General features: G+C 70.4%; 23 protein-coding genes and 1 riboswitch. Of the genes, 8 read left to right on the top strand and 15 right to left on the bottom strand.

The annotated features are described in order from the left end of the window. Positions 1 to 36: 36 nt before the first annotated feature. Positions 37 to 160: riboswitch (cobalamin riboswitch) on the bottom strand. 129 nt (positions 161 to 289) lie between these two features. The 5 genes from gatB to QM595_RS07225 form a co-directional block, all read right to left on the bottom strand. Then, entirely contained in the window at positions 290 to 1,786 is a 1,497-nt protein-coding gene (gatB, locus tag QM595_RS07245; protein WP_415170866.1) for an Asp-tRNA(Asn)/Glu-tRNA(Gln) amidotransferase subunit GatB, read from the bottom strand. Next, complete coding sequence (gene gatA, locus QM595_RS07240) at positions 1,783 to 3,291, bottom strand: Asp-tRNA(Asn)/Glu-tRNA(Gln) amidotransferase subunit GatA (RefSeq protein WP_415170865.1); 1,509 nt, start codon at positions 3,289 to 3,291, stop codon at positions 1,783 to 1,785. Before gatA ends, gatB begins: the two co-directional genes overlap by 4 nt. Next, positions 3,288 to 3,587, bottom strand: a complete 300-nt coding sequence (gene gatC, locus QM595_RS07235; protein ID WP_415170864.1) for an Asp-tRNA(Asn)/Glu-tRNA(Gln) amidotransferase subunit GatC — start codon at positions 3,585 to 3,587, stop codon at positions 3,288 to 3,290. The genes gatA and gatC overlap by 4 nt, the downstream gene beginning before the upstream one ends. A 75-nt stretch (positions 3,588 to 3,662) precedes the next feature. After that, positions 3,663 to 5,945, bottom strand: coding sequence for an NAD-dependent DNA ligase LigA (gene ligA, locus QM595_RS07230; protein ID WP_415170863.1), 2,283 nt, complete (start codon positions 5,943 to 5,945; stop codon positions 3,663 to 3,665). Positions 5,946 to 6,013: 68 nt separating this feature from the next. After that, on the bottom strand, positions 6,014 to 6,460 hold the full coding sequence (locus QM595_RS07225; protein WP_415170862.1) for an Hsp20/alpha crystallin family protein: 447 nt from the start codon (positions 6,458 to 6,460) through the stop codon (positions 6,014 to 6,016). A gap of 95 nt (positions 6,461 to 6,555) precedes the next feature. Here QM595_RS07225 and QM595_RS07220 point away from each other — a divergent pair, with 95 nt between their 5' ends. The 3 genes from QM595_RS07220 to QM595_RS07210 all read left to right on the top strand — a co-directional run bounded on the left by QM595_RS07220 (position 6,556) and on the right by QM595_RS07210 (position 9,245). Continuing rightward, positions 6,556 to 6,822: a MerR family transcriptional regulator gene (locus tag QM595_RS07220; protein WP_415170861.1), complete on the top strand. Its 267-nt coding sequence runs from the start codon at positions 6,556 to 6,558 to the stop codon at positions 6,820 to 6,822. A 162-nt stretch (positions 6,823 to 6,984) separates the two neighbouring features. Then, entirely contained in the window at positions 6,985 to 7,608 is a 624-nt protein-coding gene (locus tag QM595_RS07215; protein ID WP_415170860.1) for a TetR/AcrR family transcriptional regulator, read from the top strand. Further along, positions 7,605 to 9,245 (top strand): MFS transporter, encoded by a 1,641-nt coding sequence (locus tag QM595_RS07210; protein WP_415170859.1) that lies wholly within the window; start codon positions 7,605 to 7,607, stop codon positions 9,243 to 9,245. The genes QM595_RS07215 and QM595_RS07210 overlap by 4 nt, the downstream gene beginning before the upstream one ends. On the opposite strand, the gene QM595_RS07205 is transcribed toward QM595_RS07210, so the two are convergent. From QM595_RS07205 to QM595_RS07175, 7 genes are all read right to left on the bottom strand, one after another. Next, positions 9,246 to 10,223, bottom strand: coding sequence for a methionine synthase (locus QM595_RS07205; RefSeq protein ID WP_415170858.1), 978 nt, complete (start codon positions 10,221 to 10,223; stop codon positions 9,246 to 9,248). Further along, positions 10,220 to 11,317 carry a tRNA 2-thiouridine(34) synthase MnmA gene (gene mnmA, locus QM595_RS07200; RefSeq protein ID WP_415170857.1) on the bottom strand — a complete coding sequence of 366 codons (1,098 nt, stop codon included), beginning with the start codon at positions 11,315 to 11,317 and terminating at the stop codon, positions 10,220 to 10,222. Before mnmA ends, QM595_RS07205 begins: the two co-directional genes overlap by 4 nt. Positions 11,318 to 11,516: 199 nt before the next feature. Then, positions 11,517 to 12,692 (bottom strand): cysteine desulfurase family protein, encoded by a 1,176-nt coding sequence (locus tag QM595_RS07195; RefSeq protein ID WP_415170856.1) that lies wholly within the window; start codon positions 12,690 to 12,692, stop codon positions 11,517 to 11,519. A gap of 248 nt (positions 12,693 to 12,940) precedes the next feature. Beyond that, entirely contained in the window at positions 12,941 to 13,246 is a 306-nt protein-coding gene (locus QM595_RS07190) for a DUF3349 domain-containing protein (RefSeq protein ID WP_415170855.1), read from the bottom strand. Next, positions 13,246 to 13,560: a hypothetical protein gene (locus QM595_RS07185; RefSeq protein ID WP_415170854.1), complete on the bottom strand. Its 315-nt coding sequence runs from the start codon at positions 13,558 to 13,560 to the stop codon at positions 13,246 to 13,248. Before QM595_RS07185 ends, QM595_RS07190 begins: the two co-directional genes overlap by 1 nt. A gap of 67 nt (positions 13,561 to 13,627) precedes the next feature. Continuing rightward, on the bottom strand, positions 13,628 to 14,839 hold the full coding sequence (locus tag QM595_RS07180) for an inorganic phosphate transporter (protein ID WP_415170853.1): 1,212 nt from the start codon (positions 14,837 to 14,839) through the stop codon (positions 13,628 to 13,630). A gap of 136 nt (positions 14,840 to 14,975) precedes the next feature. Beyond that, a complete protein-coding gene (locus QM595_RS07175; protein ID WP_415170852.1) occupies positions 14,976 to 15,599 on the bottom strand; it encodes a nucleotidyltransferase domain-containing protein in 624 nt (207 codons plus the stop codon). Between the two features lie 67 nt (positions 15,600 to 15,666). On the opposite strand from QM595_RS07175, the gene QM595_RS07170 reads away from it, so the two are divergent. Both QM595_RS07170 and QM595_RS07165 read left to right on the top strand, forming a co-directional pair. Continuing rightward, positions 15,667 to 15,921, top strand: a complete 255-nt coding sequence (locus QM595_RS07170; RefSeq protein WP_415170851.1) for a FitA-like ribbon-helix-helix domain-containing protein — start codon at positions 15,667 to 15,669, stop codon at positions 15,919 to 15,921. Further along, a complete protein-coding gene (locus tag QM595_RS07165) occupies positions 15,918 to 16,319 on the top strand; it encodes a type II toxin-antitoxin system VapC family toxin (protein WP_415170850.1) in 402 nt (133 codons plus the stop codon). Before QM595_RS07170 ends, QM595_RS07165 begins: the two co-directional genes overlap by 4 nt. 122 nt (positions 16,320 to 16,441) lie before the next feature. Here the strand turns inward: QM595_RS07165 and QM595_RS07160 are convergent, their stop codons facing one another. The 3 genes from QM595_RS07160 to QM595_RS07150 all read right to left on the bottom strand — a co-directional run bounded on the left by QM595_RS07160 (position 16,442) and on the right by QM595_RS07150 (position 18,627). After that, positions 16,442 to 17,566 carry a hypothetical protein gene (locus QM595_RS07160; RefSeq protein ID WP_415170849.1) on the bottom strand — a complete coding sequence of 375 codons (1,125 nt, stop codon included), beginning with the start codon at positions 17,564 to 17,566 and terminating at the stop codon, positions 16,442 to 16,444. Continuing rightward, the gene (locus QM595_RS07155; protein ID WP_415170848.1) at positions 17,550 to 18,065 is read right to left on the bottom strand and encodes an RNA polymerase sigma factor; all 516 of its coding nucleotides are present in this window, start codon (positions 18,063 to 18,065) and stop codon (positions 17,550 to 17,552) included. The genes QM595_RS07160 and QM595_RS07155 overlap by 17 nt, the downstream gene beginning before the upstream one ends. A gap of 67 nt (positions 18,066 to 18,132) precedes the next feature. Then, a complete protein-coding gene (locus QM595_RS07150) occupies positions 18,133 to 18,627 on the bottom strand; it encodes a peptidase inhibitor family I36 protein (RefSeq protein WP_415170847.1) in 495 nt (164 codons plus the stop codon). A 193-nt stretch (positions 18,628 to 18,820) separates the two neighbouring features. Here QM595_RS07150 and QM595_RS07145 point away from each other — a divergent pair, with 193 nt between their 5' ends. Genes QM595_RS07145 through QM595_RS07135 form a run of 3 tightly spaced genes read left to right on the top strand, consistent with a single transcriptional unit; the run spans position 18,821 to position 22,409 of the window. After that, on the top strand, positions 18,821 to 19,177 hold the full coding sequence (locus QM595_RS07145; RefSeq protein WP_415170846.1) for a hypothetical protein: 357 nt from the start codon (positions 18,821 to 18,823) through the stop codon (positions 19,175 to 19,177). Next, positions 19,171 to 19,875: an ABC transporter ATP-binding protein gene (locus QM595_RS07140; RefSeq protein WP_415170845.1), complete on the top strand. Its 705-nt coding sequence runs from the start codon at positions 19,171 to 19,173 to the stop codon at positions 19,873 to 19,875. The genes QM595_RS07145 and QM595_RS07140 overlap by 7 nt, the downstream gene beginning before the upstream one ends. A 38-nt stretch (positions 19,876 to 19,913) precedes the next feature. Next, positions 19,914 to 22,409, top strand: coding sequence for a hypothetical protein (locus QM595_RS07135; protein WP_415170844.1), 2,496 nt, complete (start codon positions 19,914 to 19,916; stop codon positions 22,407 to 22,409). The last annotated feature ends 109 nt before the right edge of the window (positions 22,410 to 22,518 follow it).

Raw genomic sequence — 22,518 nt, 5'->3', positions numbered from 1 at the left:
GAACGATGCGACTCCCGCCGTTTTCCTCGACAGCGTGGTGGTCTGACGCACCGTGGCGGGTGCTCCGACTCGACCGCTGATCTCGGGACAGCGGCCTCACGGTTGCGGGTCAGTGCCGGAATCTCACCGGCTTCCCCCGTCCACGGGCGTGATGGATATGAAGATGTAGCGGAGGCAGCCTACTCCACTCACTGGTGGCGATCGGCACTCGGAGGGCTGCTAGAGGCGCCGTACGACACCAGTTACCTGGGGGCGCTGGTTGCGGAGCCGTCGTCCTCGGCCGCAGCCATCAGGTCAGCTTCTCCAGGATCAGCTCGCGGACCCGGGCGGCGTCGGCCTTGCCACCGGTGGCCTTCATGACCGCGCCGATGAGGGCGCCGGCGGCGGCGTGGTTGCCGCCGCGGATCTTCTCCGCGACGGCTGGCTGGGCGGCGATGGCGTCGTCGATCGCGGCGGTCAGCGCGCCGTCGTCGGAGACCAGCGCCAGGCCGCGGGCCTCGATGATCTCGGCGGGCGTGCCCTCCCCGGCGAGCAGGCCCTCGAAGACCTGCCGGGCGAGCTTGTCGTTGAGCGTCCCGGCGTCGACCAGCGCCTGCACCTCGGCCACCTGGGTGGGCGTGACGCCGACCTCGGCGAGCTCGACGCCGCGCTCGTTGGCGACCCGGGAGAGCTCGGCCAGCCACCACTTGCGGGCGGGCTGCGGCGCGGTGCCGGCGGCGACGGTCTCCTCGATCAGGCCGACCGCGCCGGCGGCGACCACGTCGCGCATCTCCAGGTCGGAGTAGCCCCACTCGGCCTGCAGCCGGGCCCGGCGTTCGGCGGGTGGCTCCGGGAGGGTGGCACGGAGGGACTCGACCCACTCCCGCGACGGCGCGACCGGGACCAGGTCGGGCTCGGGGAAGTAGCGGTAGTCCTCGGCGTCGGACTTCTCCCGGCCGGCGGAGGTGGTGCCGGTGTCCTCGTGGAAGTGGCGGGTCTCCTGCAGCACCTTGCCGCCGCCGAGGAGTACGCCGGCGTGGCGGCTCATCTCGAAGCGGACCGCGCGCTCCACCGACCGCAGCGAGTTGACGTTCTTGGTCTCGGTGCGGGTGCCGAGCACTCCCGACCCGGCCGGTGCCAGCGACAGGTTGACGTCGCAGCGCATCGAGCCCTGCTCCATCCGGGCGTCGGAGACGTCGAGCGCGAGGATGATGTCGCGCAGCGCGGCGACGTAGGCCCGCGCCACCAGCGGCGCCTTGGCTCCGGCGCCGGTGATCGGCTTGGTGACGATCTCGATGAGCGGGATGCCGGCTCGGTTGTAGTCGACCAGGGAGTGGTCGGCGCCGTGGATCCGTCCGGTGGCGCCGCCGATGTGGGTGGTCTTGCCGGTGTCCTCCTCCATGTGCGCCCGCTCGATGCCGATCCGGAAGGTCTCCCCGTCCACGTCCACGTCGAGGTAGCCCTCGAAGGCGATCGGCTCGTCGTACTGCGAGGTCTGGAAGTTCTTGGGCATGTCCGGGTAGAAGTAGTTCTTCCGGGCGAACCGGCACCACTCGGCGATCTCGCAGTTGAGCGCCAGGCCGATCCGGATGGCCGACTCGACGGCCTTCGCATTGACGGCCGGCATCGCGCCGGGCAGTCCCAGGCAGGTCGGGCAGACCTGGCTGTTGGGCTCGGCGCCGAACTCGGTGGGGCAGCCGCAGAACATCTTGGTCGCGGTGTTGAGCTCGACGTGGACCTCCAGGCCCAGGGCCGGGTCGAAGTCCGTCAGGACGTCGTCGAACGGGATGAGCGTCTCGGTGGTCACTTCGACTCCTGGTAGGCCGGCGGAACGAGCGGGCCGCCCCACTCTCCCGTCAGGGCGGTCTCGAGGGCGGCGCCGACGCGGTAGAGCCGGGCGTCCTCCAGCAGCGGCGCGAGGAGCTGTACGCCGACGGGCAGGCCGTCCTCGGGCGCCAGCCCGGCCGGCACGCTGATGCCGGGGGTGCCGGCGAGGTTGGCGGGGATGGTGGCCAGGTCGTTGAGGTACATCGCCAGCGGGTCGTCGAGCTTCTCCCCCAGCCGGAACGCGGTGGTGGGCGCGGTCGGCGAGACGAGCACGTCGACGGACTCGAAGGCGCGGTTGAAGTCCTCGATGATGAGCGTGCGGATCTTCTGCGCCTGGCCGTAGTAGGCGTCGTAGTAGCCGGACGACAGGGCGTAGGTGCCCAGGATGATGCGGCGCTTGACCTCGTCGCCGAAGCCGGCGTCGCGGGTCGCTTTCATGACGTCCTCGGCGCTCGGGCTCCCCGGCGGCGTCACCCGCAGTCCGTAGCGCATCGCGTCGAACTTCGCCAGGTTGCTCGACGCCTCGGCGGGCAGGATGAGGTAGTAGGCGGCCATCGCGTGCACGAAGCTCGGGGTGGAGACCTCGACGACCTCGGCGCCCAGCTTGGTGAGCAGGTCGACCGACTCCCCGAAACGCTGCATCACGCCGGCCTGCCAGCCCTCGCCGGCCAACTCCTTGATCACGCCGACGCGGAGGCCGGTGAGGTCGCCCGCCGCACCTTGGCGGGCCGCGTCGACCAGGCCGGTGACCTCGGTCGTGACGCTGGTGGAGTCCAGCGGGTCGTGGCCGCCGATCAGCTCCTGCAGCAGCGCCGCGTCGAGCACGGTGCGGGTGACCGGGCCGACCTGGTCGAGGCTGTTGGCGAGTGCCACCAGGCCGTAGCGGGACACGCTGCCGTAGGTCGGCTTGACGCCGACGGTGCCGGTGACCGCGCCTGGTTGGCGGATCGAGCCGCCGGTGTCGGTGCCGAGCGCGAGCGGCGCCTGGAAGGCGGCCACCGCCGCGGCCGAGCCGCCGCCGGAGCCGCCGGGGATGCGGTCGAGGTCCCACGGGTTGTGGGTCGGGCCGTAGGCCGAGTGCTCGGTGGAGGAGCCCATCGCGAACTCGTCCATATTGGTCTTGCCGAGGATCGGCAGGCCGGCGGCCTTGAGCCGGGCGACCACGGTGGCGTCGTACGGCGGGACCCAGCCCTCCAGGATGCGGGACCCGCACGTGGTGGGCAGCCCGGTGGTGGCCAGCACGTCCTTGACCGCGACCGGCACGCCGTCGAGCGCGTGCGCGGGCGCTCCGGCGGCGCGGCGGGCGTCGGACGCGGCGGCCTGGGCGAGCGCGCCTTCGGCGTCGACGTGGAGGAAGGCGTGCACCTCGGGGTCGACGGCGGCGATGCGGTCGAGGTGGGCCTGGGTCAGCTCGGCGCTGGTGGTCTCGCCGGCGGCGAGCGCGCCGGCCAGCTCGGCGGCGGTCTTCCGGGTCCAGTCGGTCACTGCTCGTCCCCCAGGATCCGGGGCACGCTGAACCGCTGGTCCTCGACCGCCGGGGCGCCGGCGAGGGCCTGCTCCGGGGTGAGGCCGGGGCGCACCACGTCGTCGCGGAAGACGTTGGTCAGCGGCAGCGGGTGCGAGGTCGGGGCGACGTCGTCACCGGCAACCCCCTGGATGGACGCGACCGCCTCGAGGATGACGTTGAGCTGGGGCGCGAGGTGGTCCAGCTCGGCATCGGAGAGGTCGATCCGGGCGAGGTCGGCCAGGTGCGCGACCTCGTCACGAGTGATCTCAGGCATGGCGCAATCGTAGGGGACCCCGCGCGCCAGGCTCCGGGTGGTGATGTCTGGAGTGTGAGGCGCGCCTGGTGCGCCTCACACGCCACGCTTCCCCGACCCATGCGGGGGCGCCTCCACAGCCTCCGGGCCGCCCTCCAGCAGCTGGGTGAACTCCTCCTCGTCGAGGATCCGCACCCCCAGCTCCTCGGCCTTGGCGGCCTTGGCGCCGGCGTTGTCCCCCAGCACGACATAGGACGTCCTCTTCGAGACCGAGCCGGCGGCCTTGCCGCCGGCGGCGATGATCGCCTCCTTGGCCCCATCGCGCGAGTAGCCCTCCAGCGAGCCGGTGACGACGATCGTCAGCCCGGCCAGCGGGCCGGCGTCGACCTGTCCGGCCGCGGCCTGCTCGGCCATCGCAGCGGGGCCCGGGTGGCCGGGAATGGCGAGCTCGACGCCGGCCCGCTCCCAGGCCGCGACGATGTCGCGATGCCAGTCGACCTCGAACCAGGCGATCACCTCGGCACCGATCACCGGCCCCACGCCATCCACGGCGGCGAGCTCCTCGGGGCTCGCCTCCCGGATCGCCGCCACCGAGCCGAACCAGCTCGCCAGGGCGCGAGCGGCGACCGGTCCGACATGGCGGATGTTGAGCGAGACCAGCTTGCGCCACAGCTCCTTGGCCTTGGCCTTCTCCAGCTCGTCGAGCAGCTTGGTCGCCTGCGCCGTCGGCTCCCACACCGGCAGCTCCTCGCCGGCCGCCTCGGCCTCGGCGCGGCGCGCCTTGGTGTAGGTGACCCTCTTCCGGAACGGCGTACGCCGCCTCGCCTCACCGCTGTCGTCGACCTTGGGCATCCCGGTCTCGACGTCGCGGACGATCACCTCGATCGGCATCAGCTGCTCGAGGGTGAGGTCGAAGAGCCCGGCCTCGGTCTCCAGCGGCGGCACCTCCGGCACCTCCGGCTGGGTCAGCGCGGCCGCGGTCACCTCGCCGAGCGCCTCGACGTCGAGCCCGCCGCGCGAGCCGATGTGCTCGACCCGGCCACGCACCTGGGCCGGGCAGGAGCGGGCGTTGGGACAGCGCAGGTCGATGTCGCCCTCCTTCATCGGCCGCAGCGGCGTACCGCACTCGGGGCACCGCTCGGGCATCACGAAGTCGCTGCGCGGGTAGCCGTCGGCCGCGGCGCTCGGCACGGGGCCGAGGATCTCCGGGATGACGTCGCCGGCCTTGCGCAGCACCACGACGTCGCCGATGCGCACCCCCTTGGCCTTGACGACCTCCTGGTTGTGCAGCGTCGCCTGCCGCACCGTCGAGCCGGCGACGCGGGCCGGCTCCATGACGGCGTACGGCGTGGCCCGGCCGGTGCGCCCGATGCCGATCTCGATCGAGAGCAGCCGGGTATGCACCTCCTCGGGGGGGTACTTGTAGGCGATCGCCCAGCGCGGTGCCCGCGAGGTGGAGCCCAGCGAGCGCTGCAACGCGATGGCGTCGACCTTGATCACCACGCCGTCGATCTCGTGGGCGAGGACCGACCGGTCGTGGCGGTGCTCGAGGAAGTAGTCGATGTAGTCGGTCACGCCGGCCAGGTCGGGGACGACCTTGACGGTGCCGGCCGTCGGCAGCCCCCAGGCCGCGAGCGCCTGATAGGCGTGGGACTGCGACTCGGGTTCGAAGCCCTCGCGGGCGCCGATGCCATGGCAGACCATCGAGAGCCGCCGGGAGCGGGTGACCTCGGGATCCTTCTGCCGCAGCGACCCGGCGGCGGTGTTGCGGGCGTTGGCGTAGAGCGCCTTGCCGGCTGCGGCCTGCGCGGCGTTGATCTCCTCGAAGACCGACTCGGGCAGGTAGACCTCGCCGCGCACCTCGACCAGGGCCGGCACCGGGAGCTCCTCGGTGGCGGTCAGCCGGTGCGGGATCGAGGCGATCGTCTTGACGTTGGCGGTGACGTCCTCGCCGGTGGTCCCGTCGCCGCGGGTCAGCGCCCGCACCAGCGCCCCGTCGCGATAGAGCAGGTTGATCGCCAGCCCGTCGACCTTCACCTCGCACAGCAACTCGGGCGAGGTGCCGGAGTCGGTCACGACCCGCTGATGCCACGACGCCACCTCCTCGAGGGTGAAGGCGTTGTCGAGGGACTCCATCCGGACCAGGTGATCGGCCGAGGCGAAGCCGCTGGTGGCCTGGCCGCCCACGGTCTGGGTGGGCGACTCGGGGGTCACCAGCTCCGGGTTGGCCTCCTCCAGGGCGACGAGCTCACGCCACAGGGCGTCGTACTCCGCGTCGGAGAGGGCGGGCGAGTCCTCGCCGTAGTAGCGGGCGCGCGCCTCCTCGATCACCTGCGTCAGCTCGTGGTGGCGGGCACGTACGTCGGTCTGGTCGGGCACGGTCCTATCTTGCCCGTTGTGACGGCGGCCCGGCTCGTCTGCTGGCGCGCCGGGCCGCCGTCACCGTGTCAGGCGGTGATGGCCTCCGGCGTCTCGGCGGCGTCGACCTCGCCGACGCCGGTACGGATGCCGATCTTGCGCGGCTTGGCCTTCTCCGCCACCGGGATGGTGAGCCGCAGAACCCCGGCGTCGTAGTGGGCGTCGACACGGTCGAGATCGAGGTTGTCCCCGAGCACGAGCTGCCGGCTGAACAGGCCCTTGGGCCGCTCGCTCGCCAACGGCTCCCAGTCGCCGCTGCGGGCCGGGCGCTCGGCCTTCACGGTCAGCACGTTGCGCTCGACGTCGATGTCGAGGGTGTCCGGAGCGACGCCGGGCAGATCGAACTCGACAACGAAGTGGTCGCCCTCTCGCCAGGCGTCCATCGGCATGATGGCGGGACGGGAGGTCGTGCCGCTGCCGAGCAGCTGCTGGGCCAGGCGGTCGAAGTCACGGAACGGGTCGGTACGCATCAACATGGTGTTCACCTCCAGGGAGACGATGTCTTCAACGGAACAACCTTTAACGGCTGCTATATATTTCCTATATCACTCAGATCGATCGGAGGCAAGAGATGACCGACCGAGGACATGCCGTCTTCGCCATCTCGGTGGCCGCCGAGCTCGCCGGCACCGCGATCCAGAACCTGCGCGTCTACGAGCGCCGCGGCCTGGTCGCACCGCTCCGTACGGCGGGTGGGACCCGGCGCTACAGCCAGGCCGACATCGACCGACTGCGCCGCATCACCGAGCTGCTCGCGGCCGGGCTCAATCTGGCCGGCATCGAGCTGGTGCTCCACCTCGAGGCCGAGAACGCCGCCCTGCGAGCGATGCTCGACTGACAGCGGACCGAAGCTGTCCGCGCCTCGCGAGAGGCTTTCGGTACGACGGACAGGAACTGGTCTAGACCGGCTCGGGAATCTTCTCGGGTCGGGATGAATCAGCCTGTCTCATCGGTTCGATGAAACGAAACCGTTTCGTTTCATCTTGTCGAAGGGCATCCCGTGATCAGCAAGCTCCACCACGCGATCCACCGCCCGCGCGTCGAAGGCGACCGCGAGCAGCAGATCCTCGAGACCGCGCTGAAGGTCATGGCCGAGGTCGGCTACGACCGGCTGACCATGGATGCCGTCGCGACTCGGGCGCGAGCGTCGAAGGCGACGCTCTACCGCCGTTGGGCCGGTAAGGCCAACCTGGTGATCGACGCCCTCCTCTCCCAGAAGGAGGAGGTCGGCGACCACGACACCGGCTCCCTGCGTGGCGACCTGCTCGCCACGTTCTGCGGCCACGGTGGGCTCACCGACGCCCACCAGGTCGCCATCCTCGGCAGCGTCGTCACCGCCATCGCGCGCGACGCCGACTTCGCCGAGGCCTTCCGGCGGGAGTTCATCGGCCCGAAGTCCGAGATCGCCCGCGTCATCTTCGAGCGCGCCCTCGCTCGGGGCGAGGTCCGCGACGACATCGACTTCGACGTCCTGATTCCGGCGCTGCCCGGCATCGTGCTCCACCGCCAGTTCCTGCTCGGCGACCTGCCGACACCCGACCTGGTCGCACGCGTCATCGACCAGGTCATCCTCCCCGCCGTGACCCCTGCGGCAACCGATCACCTCACAAAGGACTCTGAATGACTTCCCTGCAGAACGCTGAGCGCGAGGAGACAGCCGACGGCCACCGCCGTCTCGGCTGGGCACTCGTCCTCATCTCGATCGCGCAGCTGATGGTCGTCCTCGACGCCACCATCGCCAACATCGCGCTTCCCTATATCGGCCGGGATCTCGACATCTCCGAGGCCAACCTGACCTGGATCGTCACCGGCTACGCACTGGCCTTCGGTGGTCTGCTGCTGCTCGGCGGCCGGCTCGGCGACCTCTACGGCCGGCGCCGGGTCTTCGCTCTCGGTCTGGCGACCTTCGCGGTCGCCTCGCTGCTCGGCGGCCTGGCCACCAACGAGGGGCTGCTGCTCGCCGCCCGGGGCCTCCAAGGCTTCGGCGCCGCGCTGGCCTCTCCCGCCGCGCTCGCGCTGATCACCACGACGTTCCCGGCGGGACCGCAGCGCAACCGTGCGTTCGCCGTCTACGCCATGATGTCGGGTGCCGGCGCCGCCGTCGGCCTGATCCTGGGCGGCTGGCTCACCGGCCTGGACTCCTTCCTCGGCATCGACGTCGACGGCTGGCGGCTCACCTTCCTGATCAATGTGCCGATCGGCCTGGCCGCCGCGTTCGCCGCGCCACGGCTGCTCGCGGAGTCGGAGCGCCACACCGGCGAGCTCGACATCCCCGGTGCCATCACCGGCACGCTCGGGCTGCTGGGCATCGTCTTCGGCCTCTCCCGCGCCGGCGAGGAGGCCTACGGCTGGGGCGCGACGCAGACCATCGTCGCGCTGGTGGCGGGCGTCGTACTCCTCGCCGTCTTCGTCTTCGTCGAGTCCCGCGTCGAGCACCCGCTGCTGCCGATCCGGGTCTTCCTCAACCGGACCCGGGCGGTCAGCTTCATCGCCTTCATGGTCGCCCCGGCGGCGATGTTCGCGATGTTCTACTTCCTGAGCCTGTTCATCCAGCAGATCGTGGGCTACTCGCCGCTGCGCGCCGGCTTCGCGTTCCTACCGTTCTCGCTCGGCATCGTCGCGGGCGCCACGCTGGCCTCCAACCTGGTCAGCCGGATCAACCCGCGATACCTCGCCGGCGTCGGCACGCTGCTGGCGACACTGGCGCTGTTCATGTTCTCGCGGCTCGACGTCGACGACAGCCCCGCCGGGGTGCTGCAGGCGCTCGCCGGCGGCTCGACGCCGGGCGCCGACCTCAACTACTGGGCGCACATCTTCCCGTGGGTCGTGGTCATGTCGTTCGGCATGGGGCTGACCTTCGTCACGCTGACGCTCACCGCGGTGCACCACCTGGAGAGCCACGACTCCGGCGTCGGCTCGGGCGTGCTCAACACCATGCAGCAGGTCGGCGGCGCGCTCGGCCTCGCCACCCTCTCGACGGTGGCGCTGCACTTCACGCACGACCGGGCGGCCGAGACCGCTCCCCAACTGGTGCAGGGACTGCAGCAGGCCGGCATCGACCCCAACGCCCTGGTGCCGGGCAGCGACCAGACCTACCTGGCGGGCTCGACGTTCTATGCCACGTTCACCGACGGCGCCGTCCACGCGTTCATGGTGGGCTCGGGGATGATGCTGGTCGCCTCGCTGGTGATCTGGCTCTTCCTCAACGTCAAGCACGAGGAGCTGGCGACCGACGGCCCCGAGGCCGTCCACGTGGGCTGATCACCCCAGCGAGGCCGCGCTCGTCCGCACCAGGGCGAGCGCGGCCTTCGCATATCCGCCGCTGGTGCCGGCCAGCCCGCAGGCGGGGGTCAGCACCAGCTGCTCGCCGGCCCGCTCCGGGTCGAGCCCGAGCAGGTCGAACCAGCGCAGCACCCGCTCGGTGACCTCCTTGTCGGTCTCGCGTCGCGCCGGCTCGAGAGTCGGTACGACGCCCAGAGCGACGCTCGCGCCCGCCTCCAGCGCCTCGGCGAGATCGTCGTGATCCTTCGCTTTCAGCATGGCCAGGTCGACCGAGAGCCCGGTCGCGCCGGCGCCACGGAGCAGGCCGAGCGGGGTGTCGGGGGCGCAGGAGTGCACCCAGACCTCGCCGTCGACTGCGTCGATCACCGTGCGCAGCAGGTCGCTGGCCTCCGGAAGGTCCACGCTGCGGTGCCGGCCGTAGCCCGATGCCGTCGGCACCCGGCCGGCGAGCACGGCGGACAGCGCGGGCTCGTCGAGCTGCACGATCAGCCGGGTGGCCGCCACCCGCCGTCGTACGTCCTTGACGTGGTCGCTCAACCCCTCGGCCAGCGCCTGGGCCAGCTCACGGCGGGCGCCGTGGTCGGCGAGCAGCTTGTCGCCACGAGGCCGCTCGACGGTGGCAGCGAGGGTGAACGGACCGGTGACCTGGAGCTTGAAGACGCCCCCATAGCCATCGGCGGTCTCCTCGACGACGTCGAGGTCCTGGGCCAGCAGCGAGCGTGCCCGGCGCTGGTCGATCGCCGGGGAGCCCGCCGAGCCGGTCAGTCGCCAGCCGGCCGGCTGCAGATCGGCGTCCAGCGGCAGCAGCGCCAAGGTCCGCCCGACCATCGAGGCGATGGCGCCACGTGCGGGCAGCTCGGGGACGTGCGGCAGGTCGGGCAGCTCGCCGAGCACCAGCTTGACGGCCTCGGCGTAGTCGGTGCCCGGTAGCGAGCCGACCCCGGTCGCGACGGTCATGCGGTGACGGCCGCACGTCGGGTGGCGGCGATGGTGGCCGAGCCGACCACCCTCGTGCCGTCGTAGACGACCGCCGCCTGTCCGGGGGCGATGCCGAAGGCGGGGTCGAGCAGCTCGATCTCGACCTCGTCGCCGGTCACCGTGACGACGGCGCGGTGCTCGGCGCCGTGGGCGCGCAGCTGGACGGTGCCCTCGAGGCGGCCCGGCGCGGCGCCGGACCAGCGCGGCCGGATGCCGGTGATGTGGTCGACCGCGAGATGCTCGCGAGGACCGACCGTGACGGTGCCGGAGACCGGCTCGATGTCGAGCACGAAGCGGGGCTTCCCGTCCGGCGCCGGGCGACCCAGTCTCAGGCCACGGCGCTGCCCGATGGTGAAGCCCACGGTGCCGTCGTGGTGGCCGAGCTCGGCGCCGTCCTCGTCGACGATGGCGCCGCCGGTGTTGGGGAGCCGGTCGCCCAGCTTCTCGCGCAGCCAGCCGGCGTTGTCCCCGTCGGCGACGAAGCAGATGTCGTGGGAGTCGGGCTTGTCGGCCACCAGCAGCCCGCGGCGGGCGGCCTCCTCCCGCACCAGCGGCTTGGGGGTGTCGCCGAGCGGGAAGAGCGAATGGGCCAGCTGGTCCTGGGTCAGGACGCCAAGCACGTAGGACTGGTCCTTGGCGGCGTCGGCAGAGCGGTGCAGCTCGACCCCGTCGGGGCCGGGCTTCAGCACCGCGTAGTGGCCGGTGGCGACCGCGTCGAAGCCCAGCGCGAGCGCCCGGTCGAGCACTGCGGCGAACTTGATCTTCTCGTTGCAGCGCAGGCATGGGTTGGGGGTGCGGCCGGCGGCGTACTCCGCCATGAAGTCCTCGACGACGTCCTCGTGGAACCTCTCGGAGAGGTCCCAGACGTAGAACGGGATGCCGATGACGTCGGCGGCCCGGCGGGCGTCGTTGCTGTCCTCGATGGTGCAGCAGCCGCGGGCGCCGGAGCGGTAGGAGGCGGGGTTGCGCGAGAGCGCGAGGTGTACGCCGGTCACGTCGTGTCCGGCCTCGGCAGCCCGCGCCGCGGCGACCGCGGAGTCGACGCCGCCCGACATGGCGGCCAGGACTCTCACCGTCGCCACCCCCCACCCCGCCGAGTCGGCAGAAGTGCAGGTCCCACAGGGCGCGAGTCGGCAGAAGTGCTGGTGTGAGAGGGCTCGAGTCGGCGCAAGTGCAGGTCCGCGACCTGCACTTCTGCCGACTCGGCGCTTCCCAGGCCAGCACTTCTGCCGACTCGGCGCTTCCCAGGCCAGCACTTCTGCCGAGTCGGGGTCATCGCAGGCCTGCCGCCTGGGCGCGCTGGACGCAGGGTCCGATCGCTGCGACCAGCGCCTCGATGTCGGCCTTGGTGGAGGTGTGGCCGAGCGAGAAGCGGAGCGAGGATCGCGCCATCCGCTCGTCGCGGCCCATCGCCAGCAGCACATGCGACGGCTGCGGCACGCCTGCCGAGCAGGCCGAGCCGGTGGAGCACTCCACGCCGCGAGCGTCGAGCAGCATCAGCAGCGAGTCGCCCTCGCAGCCGGGGAAGGAGAAGTGGGCATTGCCGGGCAGCCGCTCGGTGGGATGTCCGTTGAGCACCGCCGTCGGCACCGCCGAGAGTACGCCGCCGATCAGCTCGTCGCGCAGCGCGCCGACCCGGGCGGCGTACTCCGTCTGCTCCTTGACCGCCAGCTCGACCGCGGCGGCGAACCCGGCGATCGCCGGCGCATCGAAGGTGCCGCTGCGGATGTCGCGCTCCTGCCCGCCGCCGTGCACCAGCGCCGCGACCGGCAGCTCCTTGCGGGCGATCAGCGCGCCGACGCCCAGCGGGCCGCCGAGCTTGTGTCCGGTGAGCGAGAGCGCGTCGACGCCGGCGGCGGCGAACGAGACCGGCACCGCGCCAACCGCCTGGACAGCATCGGTGTGGACCGGGATGCCGTGCGCCACCGCGATCTCGACCACCTCGGCGACCGGCTGGAGGGTGCCGACCTCGTTATTGGCCCACATCACCGAGACCAGCGCGACCGAGCCGGGGTCGCGCTCAACCGACTCCCGCAGCGCCTCGACGCGCAGCCGCCCGTCGCCGTCGACCGGCAGCAGCTCCACGACGGCATCCTCGCGCTCGCCGAGCCAGTGCAGCGGGTCGAGCACGGCGTGGTGCTCGACGGCGGTGGCCAGCACCCGTACCCGGCGCGGGTCCTCGGCGCGGCGGGCCCAGAAGACGCCCTTGAGGGCCAGGTTGTCGGCCTCGGTGCCGCCCGCGGTGAAGACGACCTCGCCGGGCCGGCAGTCCAGCGCCTGGGCGATCGTCTCGCGGGACTCCTCCACCACCCGGCGGGCGCGGCGACCCGAGGCGTGCAGCGCGGAGGCGTTGCCGGTCTCACGCAGCTGGGTCGTCATGGCCTCGATCGCCGCGGGGACCATCGGGGTGGTCGCGGCGTGGTCGAGGTAGACGGTCGGCGTTGTCATGCTCCGTCAAGGGTACGGCGCCGGGCTGGGCAAGCGGAAAGGGCGCCACCTCGCGTTCGCTCGTCGTGCGGCGGAGCATCGACCCGGTGGGCAACTGACAACCTCCGCCGAGAGGTCCCTGATTGCCCCACGAAGGGTCTCTTTTCGCCCTCCGAGAGGTCTCCGATTGACCTTCGTACGGACAGTCAGAGACCTCTCGGAGGGCGATCTAGGACCTCTCGAGGGGCGAAAAGGGACCTCTCGGCGAATCAGGTGAGGTCGGCGGCGAGCGGCCAGCCGCCCAGCGCGAGGGTCGCCGAGACCCGGCGGAGATCGTCGGGGGTGCAGCTCTGGAAGACCTGCTCGCGCACCATCCGGCGTACGTCGTCGGCGGTGATCGGCTCGACGCCATTGCCGATCGAGGCCACGGCCAGCTCGTCGGCGATGGCCTCGATGTCCGCGTCGGTGAGATTGCGGTGCAGCACGCCGAGCACCGGCGGGTAGTCGGTCGGCGGGATGCCGTCCGGGTAGCCGGACTTGAGCCACTCCAGGATGCGGGCGATCGGCGCGGCCATCAGTTGCTCGGCTCGGCGAAGGTCGGGATCACCGTCGAGAAGTCGAGCACCTTGCCCTGGCCGGAGGCGACCACAAACAGGATGCCGCTGACGATGCCGTAGGCGACGATCAGGAAGAGGATCGCGGCGAGGATCTTGCCGGCCGGATTGCCCGGCGCGTGGTCGACCTCGGCGTCGCCGCCGGTGCCCGAGGCGAGCGAGCGGATGCCCAGTGCGAAGACCGCCGGGAGCCCGGCGCCGAGCACCAGGCTGACGAGCAGCACCTTCCAGATCGCCTCGCCGGCGAACTGCAGATCGTGACCAAACCCGCTCATCGACGTCCTCGCTTCGCTCCGGGCGCCGATGAGGCTCGACGCACGCTGTCTTGGATTGTTCGCTCGCTCATCGGGCCACCTCCAGCTCCGGAGCCTGCGACGACTCCCATTCGTCGTTGACATTGTGGGCACCGACCGGCTGCTTGCGGGAGTGCCAGAACAGGTAGCCGGCCAGCGCCACCAGGATGACGAACTCCACGACCGAGCCGCCGCCGAGGCCGAACAGGTGGCCGATGACCCACATCAGGCCACCGACGATGCCGGCGGCCGGGAGGGTGAGCAGCCAGGCGGTGACCATCCGGCCGGCGACACCCCAGCGCACCGCCGCGCCGGGCCGACCCAGACCGGTCCCGAGAATCGAACCGGTGGCGACGTGGGTGGTGGAGAGCGCGAAGCCGAGGTGACTGGAGGCCAGGATGACCGCCGCCGAGGAGGCCTCGGCGGCGACGCCCTGTGGCGACTCGATCTCGACCAGGCCCTTGCCGAGGGTGCGGATGATCCGCCAGCCGCCCAGGTAGGTGCCCAGCGCGATGGCGAGGGCACAGACCACCTTGACCCACAGCGGGATGGCGTCGGTGTGGTCCCAGTCCCCGGTCGCGATCAGGGCCAGGGTGATCACCCCCATGGTCTTCTGGGCATCGTTGGTGCCGTGCGCCAGCGAGACCAGCGAGGCGGTGCCGATCTGGCCCCAGCGGAAGCCGGAGTTGGTGAACCGCTCGGCGACGCCCACGGTGATGCGATAGATCATCCAGGTGCCGACGCCCGCCACGATCGCGGCGACCACCGGCGCGGCGACGGCGGGCAGCAACACCTTGCCGACGACGCCGTCGAGCTTGGTGCCGTCGCCGACCCAGTTGACGCCGTTCCAGCCGAGGCTGGTGATGGTGGCGCCGATGAGGCCGCCGAACAGGGCGTGGGAGGAACTCGACGGCAGGCCGAGCAGCCAGGTGAGGAGGTTCCAGACGATGCCGCCGATCAGGCCGGCGAGCACGATCGAGAGCAGCCCGTCGCCGTCCACGGTCAGCGCCTGGGAGGCCGAGGACGCCTCGGCGTCGAAGGTCTTCACGACGGCGTTGGTCACGGTGAGCGCGACCGCGACCGACAGGAACGCGCCGACCAGGTTGAGCACGGCGGAGAGCGCGACGGCCACCTTGGGCCGCAGCGCACCGGTGGCGATCGAGGTCGCCATCGCATTGCCGGTGTCGTGGAAGCCGTTGGTGAAGTCGAACCCGAGGGCGGTCACCACGACCAGCACCAGGACGAGGGTCTCGGTAGTCACATGGCGAGCGTGGCGCTCCGGCCTGTGACTCGGGAAGGTGCCGGCAATGAAGTTCGACGGATGTTCACCTGGCTGCCGAGAGCACCCGGTCGGCCTCCCGGTCGGCCCCGGCATCGAGTACGCCGGCCGACAGGTGTCAGGACGCCGCCGAGCCCAGCCTCGCGAGCCAGGGATGGTCCGGCGCCTGCCGGGCGATCGTCTCGGCCAGCCGGCGCACCTCCGCCGGCCTCAGCAGCGGCAGCGCCGCCGCCAGGTCGGCGTCGTCCTTGGGGCGGGCGAGCCTGGCCTTGAAGAGCAGCACGATCTCGAGGTCGAGGTAACGGATGCCATCGATGACACTGGTGACCTCCTCGAGCGGGGCGTGGTGCTCGGGGTCGCGCTTGTTGACCCAGTCGCCGTCGGCGTCAGGGGTGAGCAGGACGTCGAGCAGCCACGGCGCCCGGGCGTGCTCGCGCACCCAGACCTGCTCGGCGCCGGGCGCCAGGTCGGGGAAGTCGTCGTTGACGGGGCGCAGCGCGCCCGACCCGGCCGACCACAGGTGGTAGCGGCCGGCGAGGGCCGTGCGCAGCAGCGGCAGGTCCCGCCAGAAGATGGCGACGTCGACGTCCTCGTGCGGGCGGCGTACGCCGGTGCGGGCCTCGATCGCCCAGCCGCCCGCGATCCACCACGGCCCCGCGAAGTCGCCGAGCAGGTCGGCGACGCCGACGGGCGAGGGTGGCCGCCACGGGCCGTAGAGCCGCTCGAACTCCTCGTCGTCCATCGCGGTCATCCAACCACGACCCGGCCCCTTCACCGTGTCACATGCACAATGCATGTATCGTTGGGCTATGAGCACGCTCCAGGTCCGCGACGTCCCCGAGGAGCTGCGCACGGTCCTCAAGGCCCGCGCGGCACGCGCGGGCATGAGCCTGTCCGACTATGTGCGAGGCGAGCTCACCCGGCTGGCGGAGCAGCCGACGTATGAGGAGTGGAGCGATCGTCTGCGCGCCCTCGGCCCGTCCGATCCTGGCATCTCCGCCGTCGATGTCCTTCGCGAGACGCGCGCTGAGCGCGACCAGCAGCTGAGTGTCGCAAGCGAGTGACGACGGTCGTCGACGCATCCGCCCTTGCGGAGCTCGTGGTGTTCTCCGACCTCGGCAGCCTGGTCGACAGGCATCTGCGGACAAGCAGTGGAGGCCGCCACATTCCTCACTTGGCCGTCATCGAGACGACCTCGACGCTGCGTGGGTGGCTTCGCGGGAGGAGGATCACCGAGGAGAGAGCAACGGCGGCGCTCGCGACTCTTACCACCTTCCCCGCGATCCGCTGGCCGGCCGACCAGCTGCTGCCGCGCATCTGGTCGCTCCGCGACAACCTCACGCCCTACGACGCCACCTATGTCGCTCTGGCAGAAAGCCTGGACGCAGAACTCGTCACGTACGACGACCGCCTGCGTCGCTCGCTGAGCGGCGTGTCGAAGGTTCGGATCGTCAGTCCGTAGCGTCAGCGCAGGACGAGGTCGTCGCGGTGGACGACCTCACGGCAAGCGGCGTCGATCGCGGCCGTGACGGCCGCCTTCTCGTCGAGGTCTCCGTCGTGTTAAGCGGTGTCAGCCCAAGCCACTCACGGGACGTCGGCGGCCGCGATGCACTCGGACTCGGCGATGCCGAGGAACTCGACAACGGCGGGGGGCTTGAAGGCGTAGTCGCCGGTCTCCTTGACCAGGATCCGCTCGCTGCCGAGCCAGGCGCCGGTCTTGGGGTCGGCGTAGGCGACGATCTGGTAGTAGCGGTTCTCGGCGGTGGTGAAGGCGACCGCCGGGCGGCCGAGCCGGTCCCGGGTGGCGCCGAGGTAGGTGATCGAGGGCTCGGTGGCGAGGGCCCGCCAGAGGTTGGCCTGCAGCGCCGGGCTCAGCACGTAGAGAAGGTGGAGGTCCATCACGTTGTGGAGCAGGCAGCCGCCTCGATAGCCGGGGCACGGATCGGGCTCGCCCAGCAGCTGCATGACCAGGGCGGACGGGGAATTGGTGTCGAGCAGGTCCGCATGGCCGGGGCCCGGGTCGCTGGCGTCGAAGGTCTCGTCGACCAGGGGCGGGTTGTCGGACCAGGTGCCCTGCCGGTCGGTGACATGTCCGTCCTGGTCGAGCGGCTTCCCGACGAACTCGACGCGACGCATGGTGCCGTCGGGGAAGTAGTAGGTGTCGGCCACGGATGGCAGCAACACCCCCGGCTGCCCGGCGATGCCGTCGGGGCCGTTGGGGCCGTTGGGGCCGTCGGGGACGCTCGACCAGCCGATCTGCCGCACGTGCTGAACGGGGCCGTTCGAGAGCGGAGCATCCTGAGCGGCCGCCTTGGCGGCGAGTCGCTCCAACTCCTCGGCGGCCGGCTGCCCCTGCGCGGGGAGCTCACCGGGCTCGACGCCGGTGAAGGTGGGCAAGGGCGGCGTCGGGCCGGCACTGGCCGTGTTGGATCGGTGACCTGTGAGGTCGACGAAGCCCAGTACGACGGCCAGCACCACCACCGCCAGCACCGCGACACCGGCACGAAGCCAGCCCACCCGAGCCCGTCGAGCCCGAGTCCGTCCGGCAGGGCGCGGCGAGCCCTTGGACGGGTTGGCCGTGACCCGGGCGACCATCGCCTCGGCGGCACGCCGCTCGGCGAGGACCTGTTCGACGTGCTCGGCCCTCACCCCGGACCGGCGCAGCAGGTCGGCGAGGTCGTCGGGGACCTCGTCAGGAGTCGAGCTCACCGGCCACCTCCTTCTCCAGCACCACCAGCAGCCGTTCCCTGATGCGCTTGAGCCGCAGACTCACGGCGTTGGGAGTCAGACCCAACTCGTTCGCTATCTCCTGGACGCCGAAGCCTCTCAAGTAGCGCGTCAGCACCTCCAATGCCTCACTGGACAGCTCGCGGAGCCACTCTGGAGGTGTCTGGGTGAGCAAGGAGTCCAGAGCACTCGGCGTGACAGCTTCGACATAGCCCTGCCGCGCGGCCCCGAGGGATCTCTCCCGCTTGGAGGCCGTCCGCCAATGGTCGGCGATACGCCGCTCGGCAAGGCGATAGGCAAGGGCCCGCAGCCGATCCACGTCGTCGTCGGACGTGGGGTTCGGCTGGTCGGACTCCCAGAGGCTCTTCAGGGTCTCCTGCAGCACGTCGTCGACGTCGGCGGCCGGCACTCGCTTGGCAACCTGGGATCTCAGCCGTGTGTACGTCAGCACGACGAACTGCTCGAATGCCCCGGGATCCACTCGCTGCCCTCCTGCCGCGCAACCTAGCGCAACGAGAGTCATCGGGCAGCCCAACGCCGGCGCCGCGTCAACAGTCGACGCTGCTCATCAGCCTGACCTTGGGCGAGTTCTGGTAGCCCGTCGCGACACTCGACTTCATGGCACCGTCCTCGTAGCAGGTCCAAGCACTCCCACCGTTGTTGAACAGGCGCGCCGTACCACTGCGATTGTTGTAGAACGACCCGACGAATGCCGTCAGCGTCTTGGGCCCAGTACCGGAGACGTAGCTGAGCGAACCGACATAGCTTGCATTCGGCCAGGTGCAGAACCACCCACTGCCGCACTCGCCCAGTGACTGCACCCCGACATCGACGGCGACGAACCCACTGCCGTCGGGATACTCGATTCGATTGCCGATGACCGTGCCGCCGGGCCGCAGCTCCAACTGTGCCGCGATAGCCCGCTCCACCGAGGACGGCGTCCCGTCGGCACTGGCCCAGACGGGCGTGACCAGGCAAAACATGAGCGCCAGCCAGAGGGAAAACAGGGGAAGGAGTCCGCGTCGATTGATGTCCATACCCATGACGTCGTCACAAGAACTTCAAATCTTTCTCTGAGGTAAGCGACAGATTTGGGCGTCTCCCCGCGATGTCATAGGTGGAAGCAGGATCGGCCGCGATCATCGGACCGATCAGGCATCCATCGTCCTTGGAGGTGTGCACCTTCAAGCCAGTTCGCGTCCGCGTTGAGACGCGCCAAGTGATGAGGAGAGTTGGATGAAGCGACTTCTTGTGATCAGTCTGCTCGCCAGCGGCATCGTCGGAGCTGCCCCTGCCTTCGCTGCTGACGTCTCAGGCTGCGGCGGCACAAAGCTCTGTCTGTACAAAGACAACGGGTTCCAAGCCAAGTTCTCGGAGCGTGAGGAGAACAAGCCGCTCTGGAACTTCGCGGTGGGCAACCGCAACACCTTGGACTCATGGGCTAACAACTCCGATGTCTACGACGCGTGTGGCTATGACGGCCTCGACGGGACCGGCGACACCGACAACTGGCAGCACAACCACAACGATGACGACGTCGCGCCGTGGAACAGCGACGACAAGGAGTCGGCGACGACGAAGACCGGATGCTGAACGCCGTTCTCGTCGCGGAGGGCCTGACGAAGTCCTTTCGAGACGGGCCCAGCGTCGTCACCGCTGTCGCCGGAGTGAGCCTGAGCCTCCGACCGGGCGAGTTCATCTGCCTCTCGGGTGCCAGCGGCTCGGGGAAGTCGACTCTCCTCGGGCTGCTGGCCGGGATCACGCCACCTGACGCCGGCCGCATCTGTGTCGCGGGCAACGAGATCGGCGCCGCCACTGTCGGCTTCGCGGCGAGCGTACGGCTGAAGCACCTCGGCGTCGTCTTCCAGTCCGACAACCTGCTCGAGGAGTTCAGGGCGTGGGAGAACGTCGCCCTGCCGCTGGAGGCCCAGGGTGTGCCCACCGAGGTCGCCCGGAGCGAGGCGATCCGGGTCCTGGAGCAGGTGGGCGTCGCGGACCTGAGTGAACGATTCCCTTCGGAGATGTCGGGAGGCGAGCGACAGCGGGTAGGCGTGGCGCGTGGTGTTGTCGGAGGGCGGGAGATCCTGCTCGCCGACGAGCCGACCGGGGCCCTGGACTCGAAGAACTCCCGAAGCCTGTTCCAACTGGTCTCTGACCTCTGCTCGCACGGCGTGGCAGCAATCGTCGCCTCACACGACCCGATCTGCAGGGACTATGCGACGTCCCACCGGGTCATGGTCGATGGTCGGCTGTCCGCGCCCGCCGACGATCTGACCCCTGACCGCTCGTGAGCTCAGTGATGAAGACCGTCAGGGCGACTCGGCAGGTCATGACCTACACCAGGAGGTTCGCCCGCGATCGCACCGGCTGGCAGGCGTGCTGGCCGGTCGCCGCCACATCGTTGTGCCTGGTGTGGCTCTACTGTGCCCTAACGGCACTGACCCTCAACGCCACCCAGATTCGAGATCGGGACTTCGGCCCCTACGACTACCACGGCGGCTTCGGCGTGGTGGCAGCCTCTCCGGGGAGGGCCTCGTTGGAGCCCATCGAGGCCGCGCTCGCCGATGTGGGCGTCAGCAGATCCTTCGTGTTCCTCTCGATCCAGAACCTGACCGTCGGCTTGGACACCCATGCCGTAGCACTGGAGGGACGTTGGAACGCCGAGCCCCTGCCGGACCGGTATCGACTGGTCGCCGGGCGCTGGCCCACCGGCCCCCGAGAGGTTGCGATCGCGGGCGAGACCGCGGCGATCCCTGGCTCGACACGCCAGGCTCTCGGTGGCGACCTACAACTCGACGTCGTCGGGGAAGTCGAAGACCTGTTCCCGGCAAGGCATCGACCGACGTACCTCCTCGGTCCAGGCACCTGGGAGTCCCTCGACCCAGCTGTCGTCGAGCGCTACCAGTTGACCGAGGCAGACCCCGTCGTCCTGTGGAGCGGGCCGCCCGTCGGTGTGGTGGCCGCCGGGCTCGGCAACACCCTCGCCGCCCTCGGTGCGGACAGGCAGAGCCCGGCCCGGCTCGAGCGACAGTTCCGGCGGTCGGTCCTCACTGCAGACGAGGCATCGGCTGCGGTGCCCCGCTCCTGGATCGAACTCGTGCCGGCCGGCTACACTCTTCCGTCATTCATCACGCCCGTGTTGGCCACGGCACTGGTGGGTTCGCTGCGTCGGCCCTCGCTTCGCAGACGAGCGGAGCTCCTCATCCGTCTCGGGGTCACGCCGCGACCGGCGCAGGCGGGCCTGATCGCTGCGCTCGCCCTTCCCCTGCTCATTGCCGCGCTGGGGGGGTGCGGCGTTGGCATCTTGATCTTCACGGCGACCAAGCCGCTGCTCGCCCGCGTCGCCGACCACCCCCTCGCACTTGACCTCGACGTTCTCCCGGTGACGGCACGAATCCTGCTGGGAGTGCTGGTAGCCGTCTCCATCCTGCCCTTGCTCGTCTTCCGAACACCGAGCGTCGGAGGCGCGGGTCAGATCGCGGCCACCGCGAATACGACAGCGGATGCCGGAGCGTCAACACGTCGGCTGACGATCAATCTCACAGATGTCCGCCAAGTGGCCGCAGTGGCAATGGCGGCCGGGGCGCTGTGGTGCCTGCGTCTGGTCGACGACGGGATCGCGGCCATGTGGCTCTCCGGGGCGTGCCTGGTGTTGATCATGCTGCTCTCTGCGGAGCTACTGGCCGCGAGCCGTCGTCTCCTTGCTGGCCACGGCGCCCGTGGTCGGCTGGCGGGTCGCCTCATCACCACCCAGTGGGTCCGCTCGTGCTTCACGGTGGCTGCGCTCTCCGCGCTGATGGGCGGTGCCGTGGGATTCGTCGTCCTACTGGCGATGCTCCGCGCCGCCGTCGCCGACGATGCGCGACCCGAGGTGCTGCCGGGACAGCTGATGCTCGTGGACCGGCAGGTCGACTTCCTCCCTCCGAGTCAGTCGACCAGAGCAGCGGTGGTCAACACCACCCTGGCATCAGCCACCGACATCGACGTGCGTGTGCTCACCGACTTCCGGCCAGGTGGCCCATCGGGCCACTTCGCCAATGTGGCGGGAGCGAGTGGTGAGATCTTCACGGTCCCGAGTGTGGAGGATGTCGAGACGCTGCTGGGCAGATCTCTCCCGGGGGCAGCCGCGACTGCCCTCTCCGCCGGCGGCGTGTTGGTCCTGGCTGACGACGACGGGCCACCGCAGTCGTACCCCATCACCGTCACCGACACCGAACGTCGGGCGATGGTCCCCGGCGTCGCGCTTCACAGGCCGGCACTCGACTGGCTGAGCTCCGCCGGTGGACTGATGCTCACCACCGGAGCGGATGCACTCAAGCTTCCCATGCAGGAAGGTCCACACCTGTATGCCGGCCTCAGTGAGCAGCAGGTTGCGACTGCTCGGCGCGAGCTCGTGGCAGCAGGAGTCGACCCGCGAACCGTGCTCGTCTTCTCTGATCCTCGGCCTCCCCTGACACCCGCTGCCTTGGTTGCCACGACCATTGGCTTGACGGCACTGGCGGCGCTGGTGCTCGTTGCTGCCACGGGATCCGGCGTCGCGACGCTTCGCCGCCAATTTGGACGGCTGCTGGCGATCGGGCTACCGCCTCGCTGGGGAAGGAGCGTGCTCCTGATCCAGCACGCGACCCTGATGCTGGCAGGCACCGCCGGGGCCTTGTTGACCGCGCTCGTTCCGCTGTGGATCTTCAGTCGGACAGCCGGTGGTCAATACGTCCTCCAGGTTCCCTGGGCACAGGTCTCGGCATTGATTGCAGCGTTCTGGGCTGGTTGTCTCATCGCCGTCCTCACCAGCAGCATCCGACTCCGACCGAGGCTCGAGCCATAGCCTTGAACTACGGGCCAGCGGCGACAGATTTGGGCGTCTCCCCGCGATGTCATAGGTGGCGGAGTCAACCGGGCTCGCGGCTGACGCCGCTGCATCGCTCATCCAGCGG

This window comes from Nocardioides sp., assembly GCF_047607185.1.
In the GTDB taxonomy this organism is placed as follows: Bacteria; Actinomycetota; Actinomycetes; order Propionibacteriales; family Nocardioidaceae; genus Nocardioides.
The sequence above is the reverse complement of the archived record's forward strand: the minus strand, read 5'-3'. Positions and strand labels throughout refer to the sequence as shown.

Coding starts and splice junctions, on each gene's coding strand:
- gatC (WP_415170864.1), bottom strand. CDS start 3,587: ATGCCTGAGATCACTCGTGACGAGGTCGCGCACCTGGCCGACCTCGCC.
- QM595_RS07225 (WP_415170862.1), bottom strand. CDS start 6,460: ATGTTGATGCGTACCGACCCGTTCCGTGACTTCGACCGCCTGGCCCAG.
- QM595_RS07220 (WP_415170861.1), top strand. CDS start 6,556: ATGACCGACCGAGGACATGCCGTCTTCGCCATCTCGGTGGCCGCCGAG.
- QM595_RS07210 (WP_415170859.1), top strand. CDS start 7,605: ATGACTTCCCTGCAGAACGCTGAGCGCGAGGAGACAGCCGACGGCCAC.
- QM595_RS07205 (WP_415170858.1), bottom strand. CDS start 10,223: ATGACCGTCGCGACCGGGGTCGGCTCGCTACCGGGCACCGACTACGCC.
- QM595_RS07195 (WP_415170856.1), bottom strand. CDS start 12,692: ATGACAACGCCGACCGTCTACCTCGACCACGCCGCGACCACCCCGATG.
- QM595_RS07190 (WP_415170855.1), bottom strand. CDS start 13,246: ATGGCCGCGCCGATCGCCCGCATCCTGGAGTGGCTCAAGTCCGGCTAC.
- QM595_RS07185 (WP_415170854.1), bottom strand. CDS start 13,560: ATGAGCGGGTTTGGTCACGATCTGCAGTTCGCCGGCGAGGCGATCTGG.
- QM595_RS07175 (WP_415170852.1), bottom strand. CDS start 15,599: ATGGACGACGAGGAGTTCGAGCGGCTCTACGGCCCGTGGCGGCCACCC.
- QM595_RS07170 (WP_415170851.1), top strand. CDS start 15,667: ATGAGCACGCTCCAGGTCCGCGACGTCCCCGAGGAGCTGCGCACGGTC.
- QM595_RS07150 (WP_415170847.1), bottom strand. CDS start 18,627: ATGGGTATGGACATCAATCGACGCGGACTCCTTCCCCTGTTTTCCCTC.
- QM595_RS07145 (WP_415170846.1), top strand. CDS start 18,821: ATGAAGCGACTTCTTGTGATCAGTCTGCTCGCCAGCGGCATCGTCGGA.
- QM595_RS07140 (WP_415170845.1), top strand. CDS start 19,171: ATGCTGAACGCCGTTCTCGTCGCGGAGGGCCTGACGAAGTCCTTTCGA.
- QM595_RS07135 (WP_415170844.1), top strand. CDS start 19,914: ATGACCTACACCAGGAGGTTCGCCCGCGATCGCACCGGCTGGCAGGCG.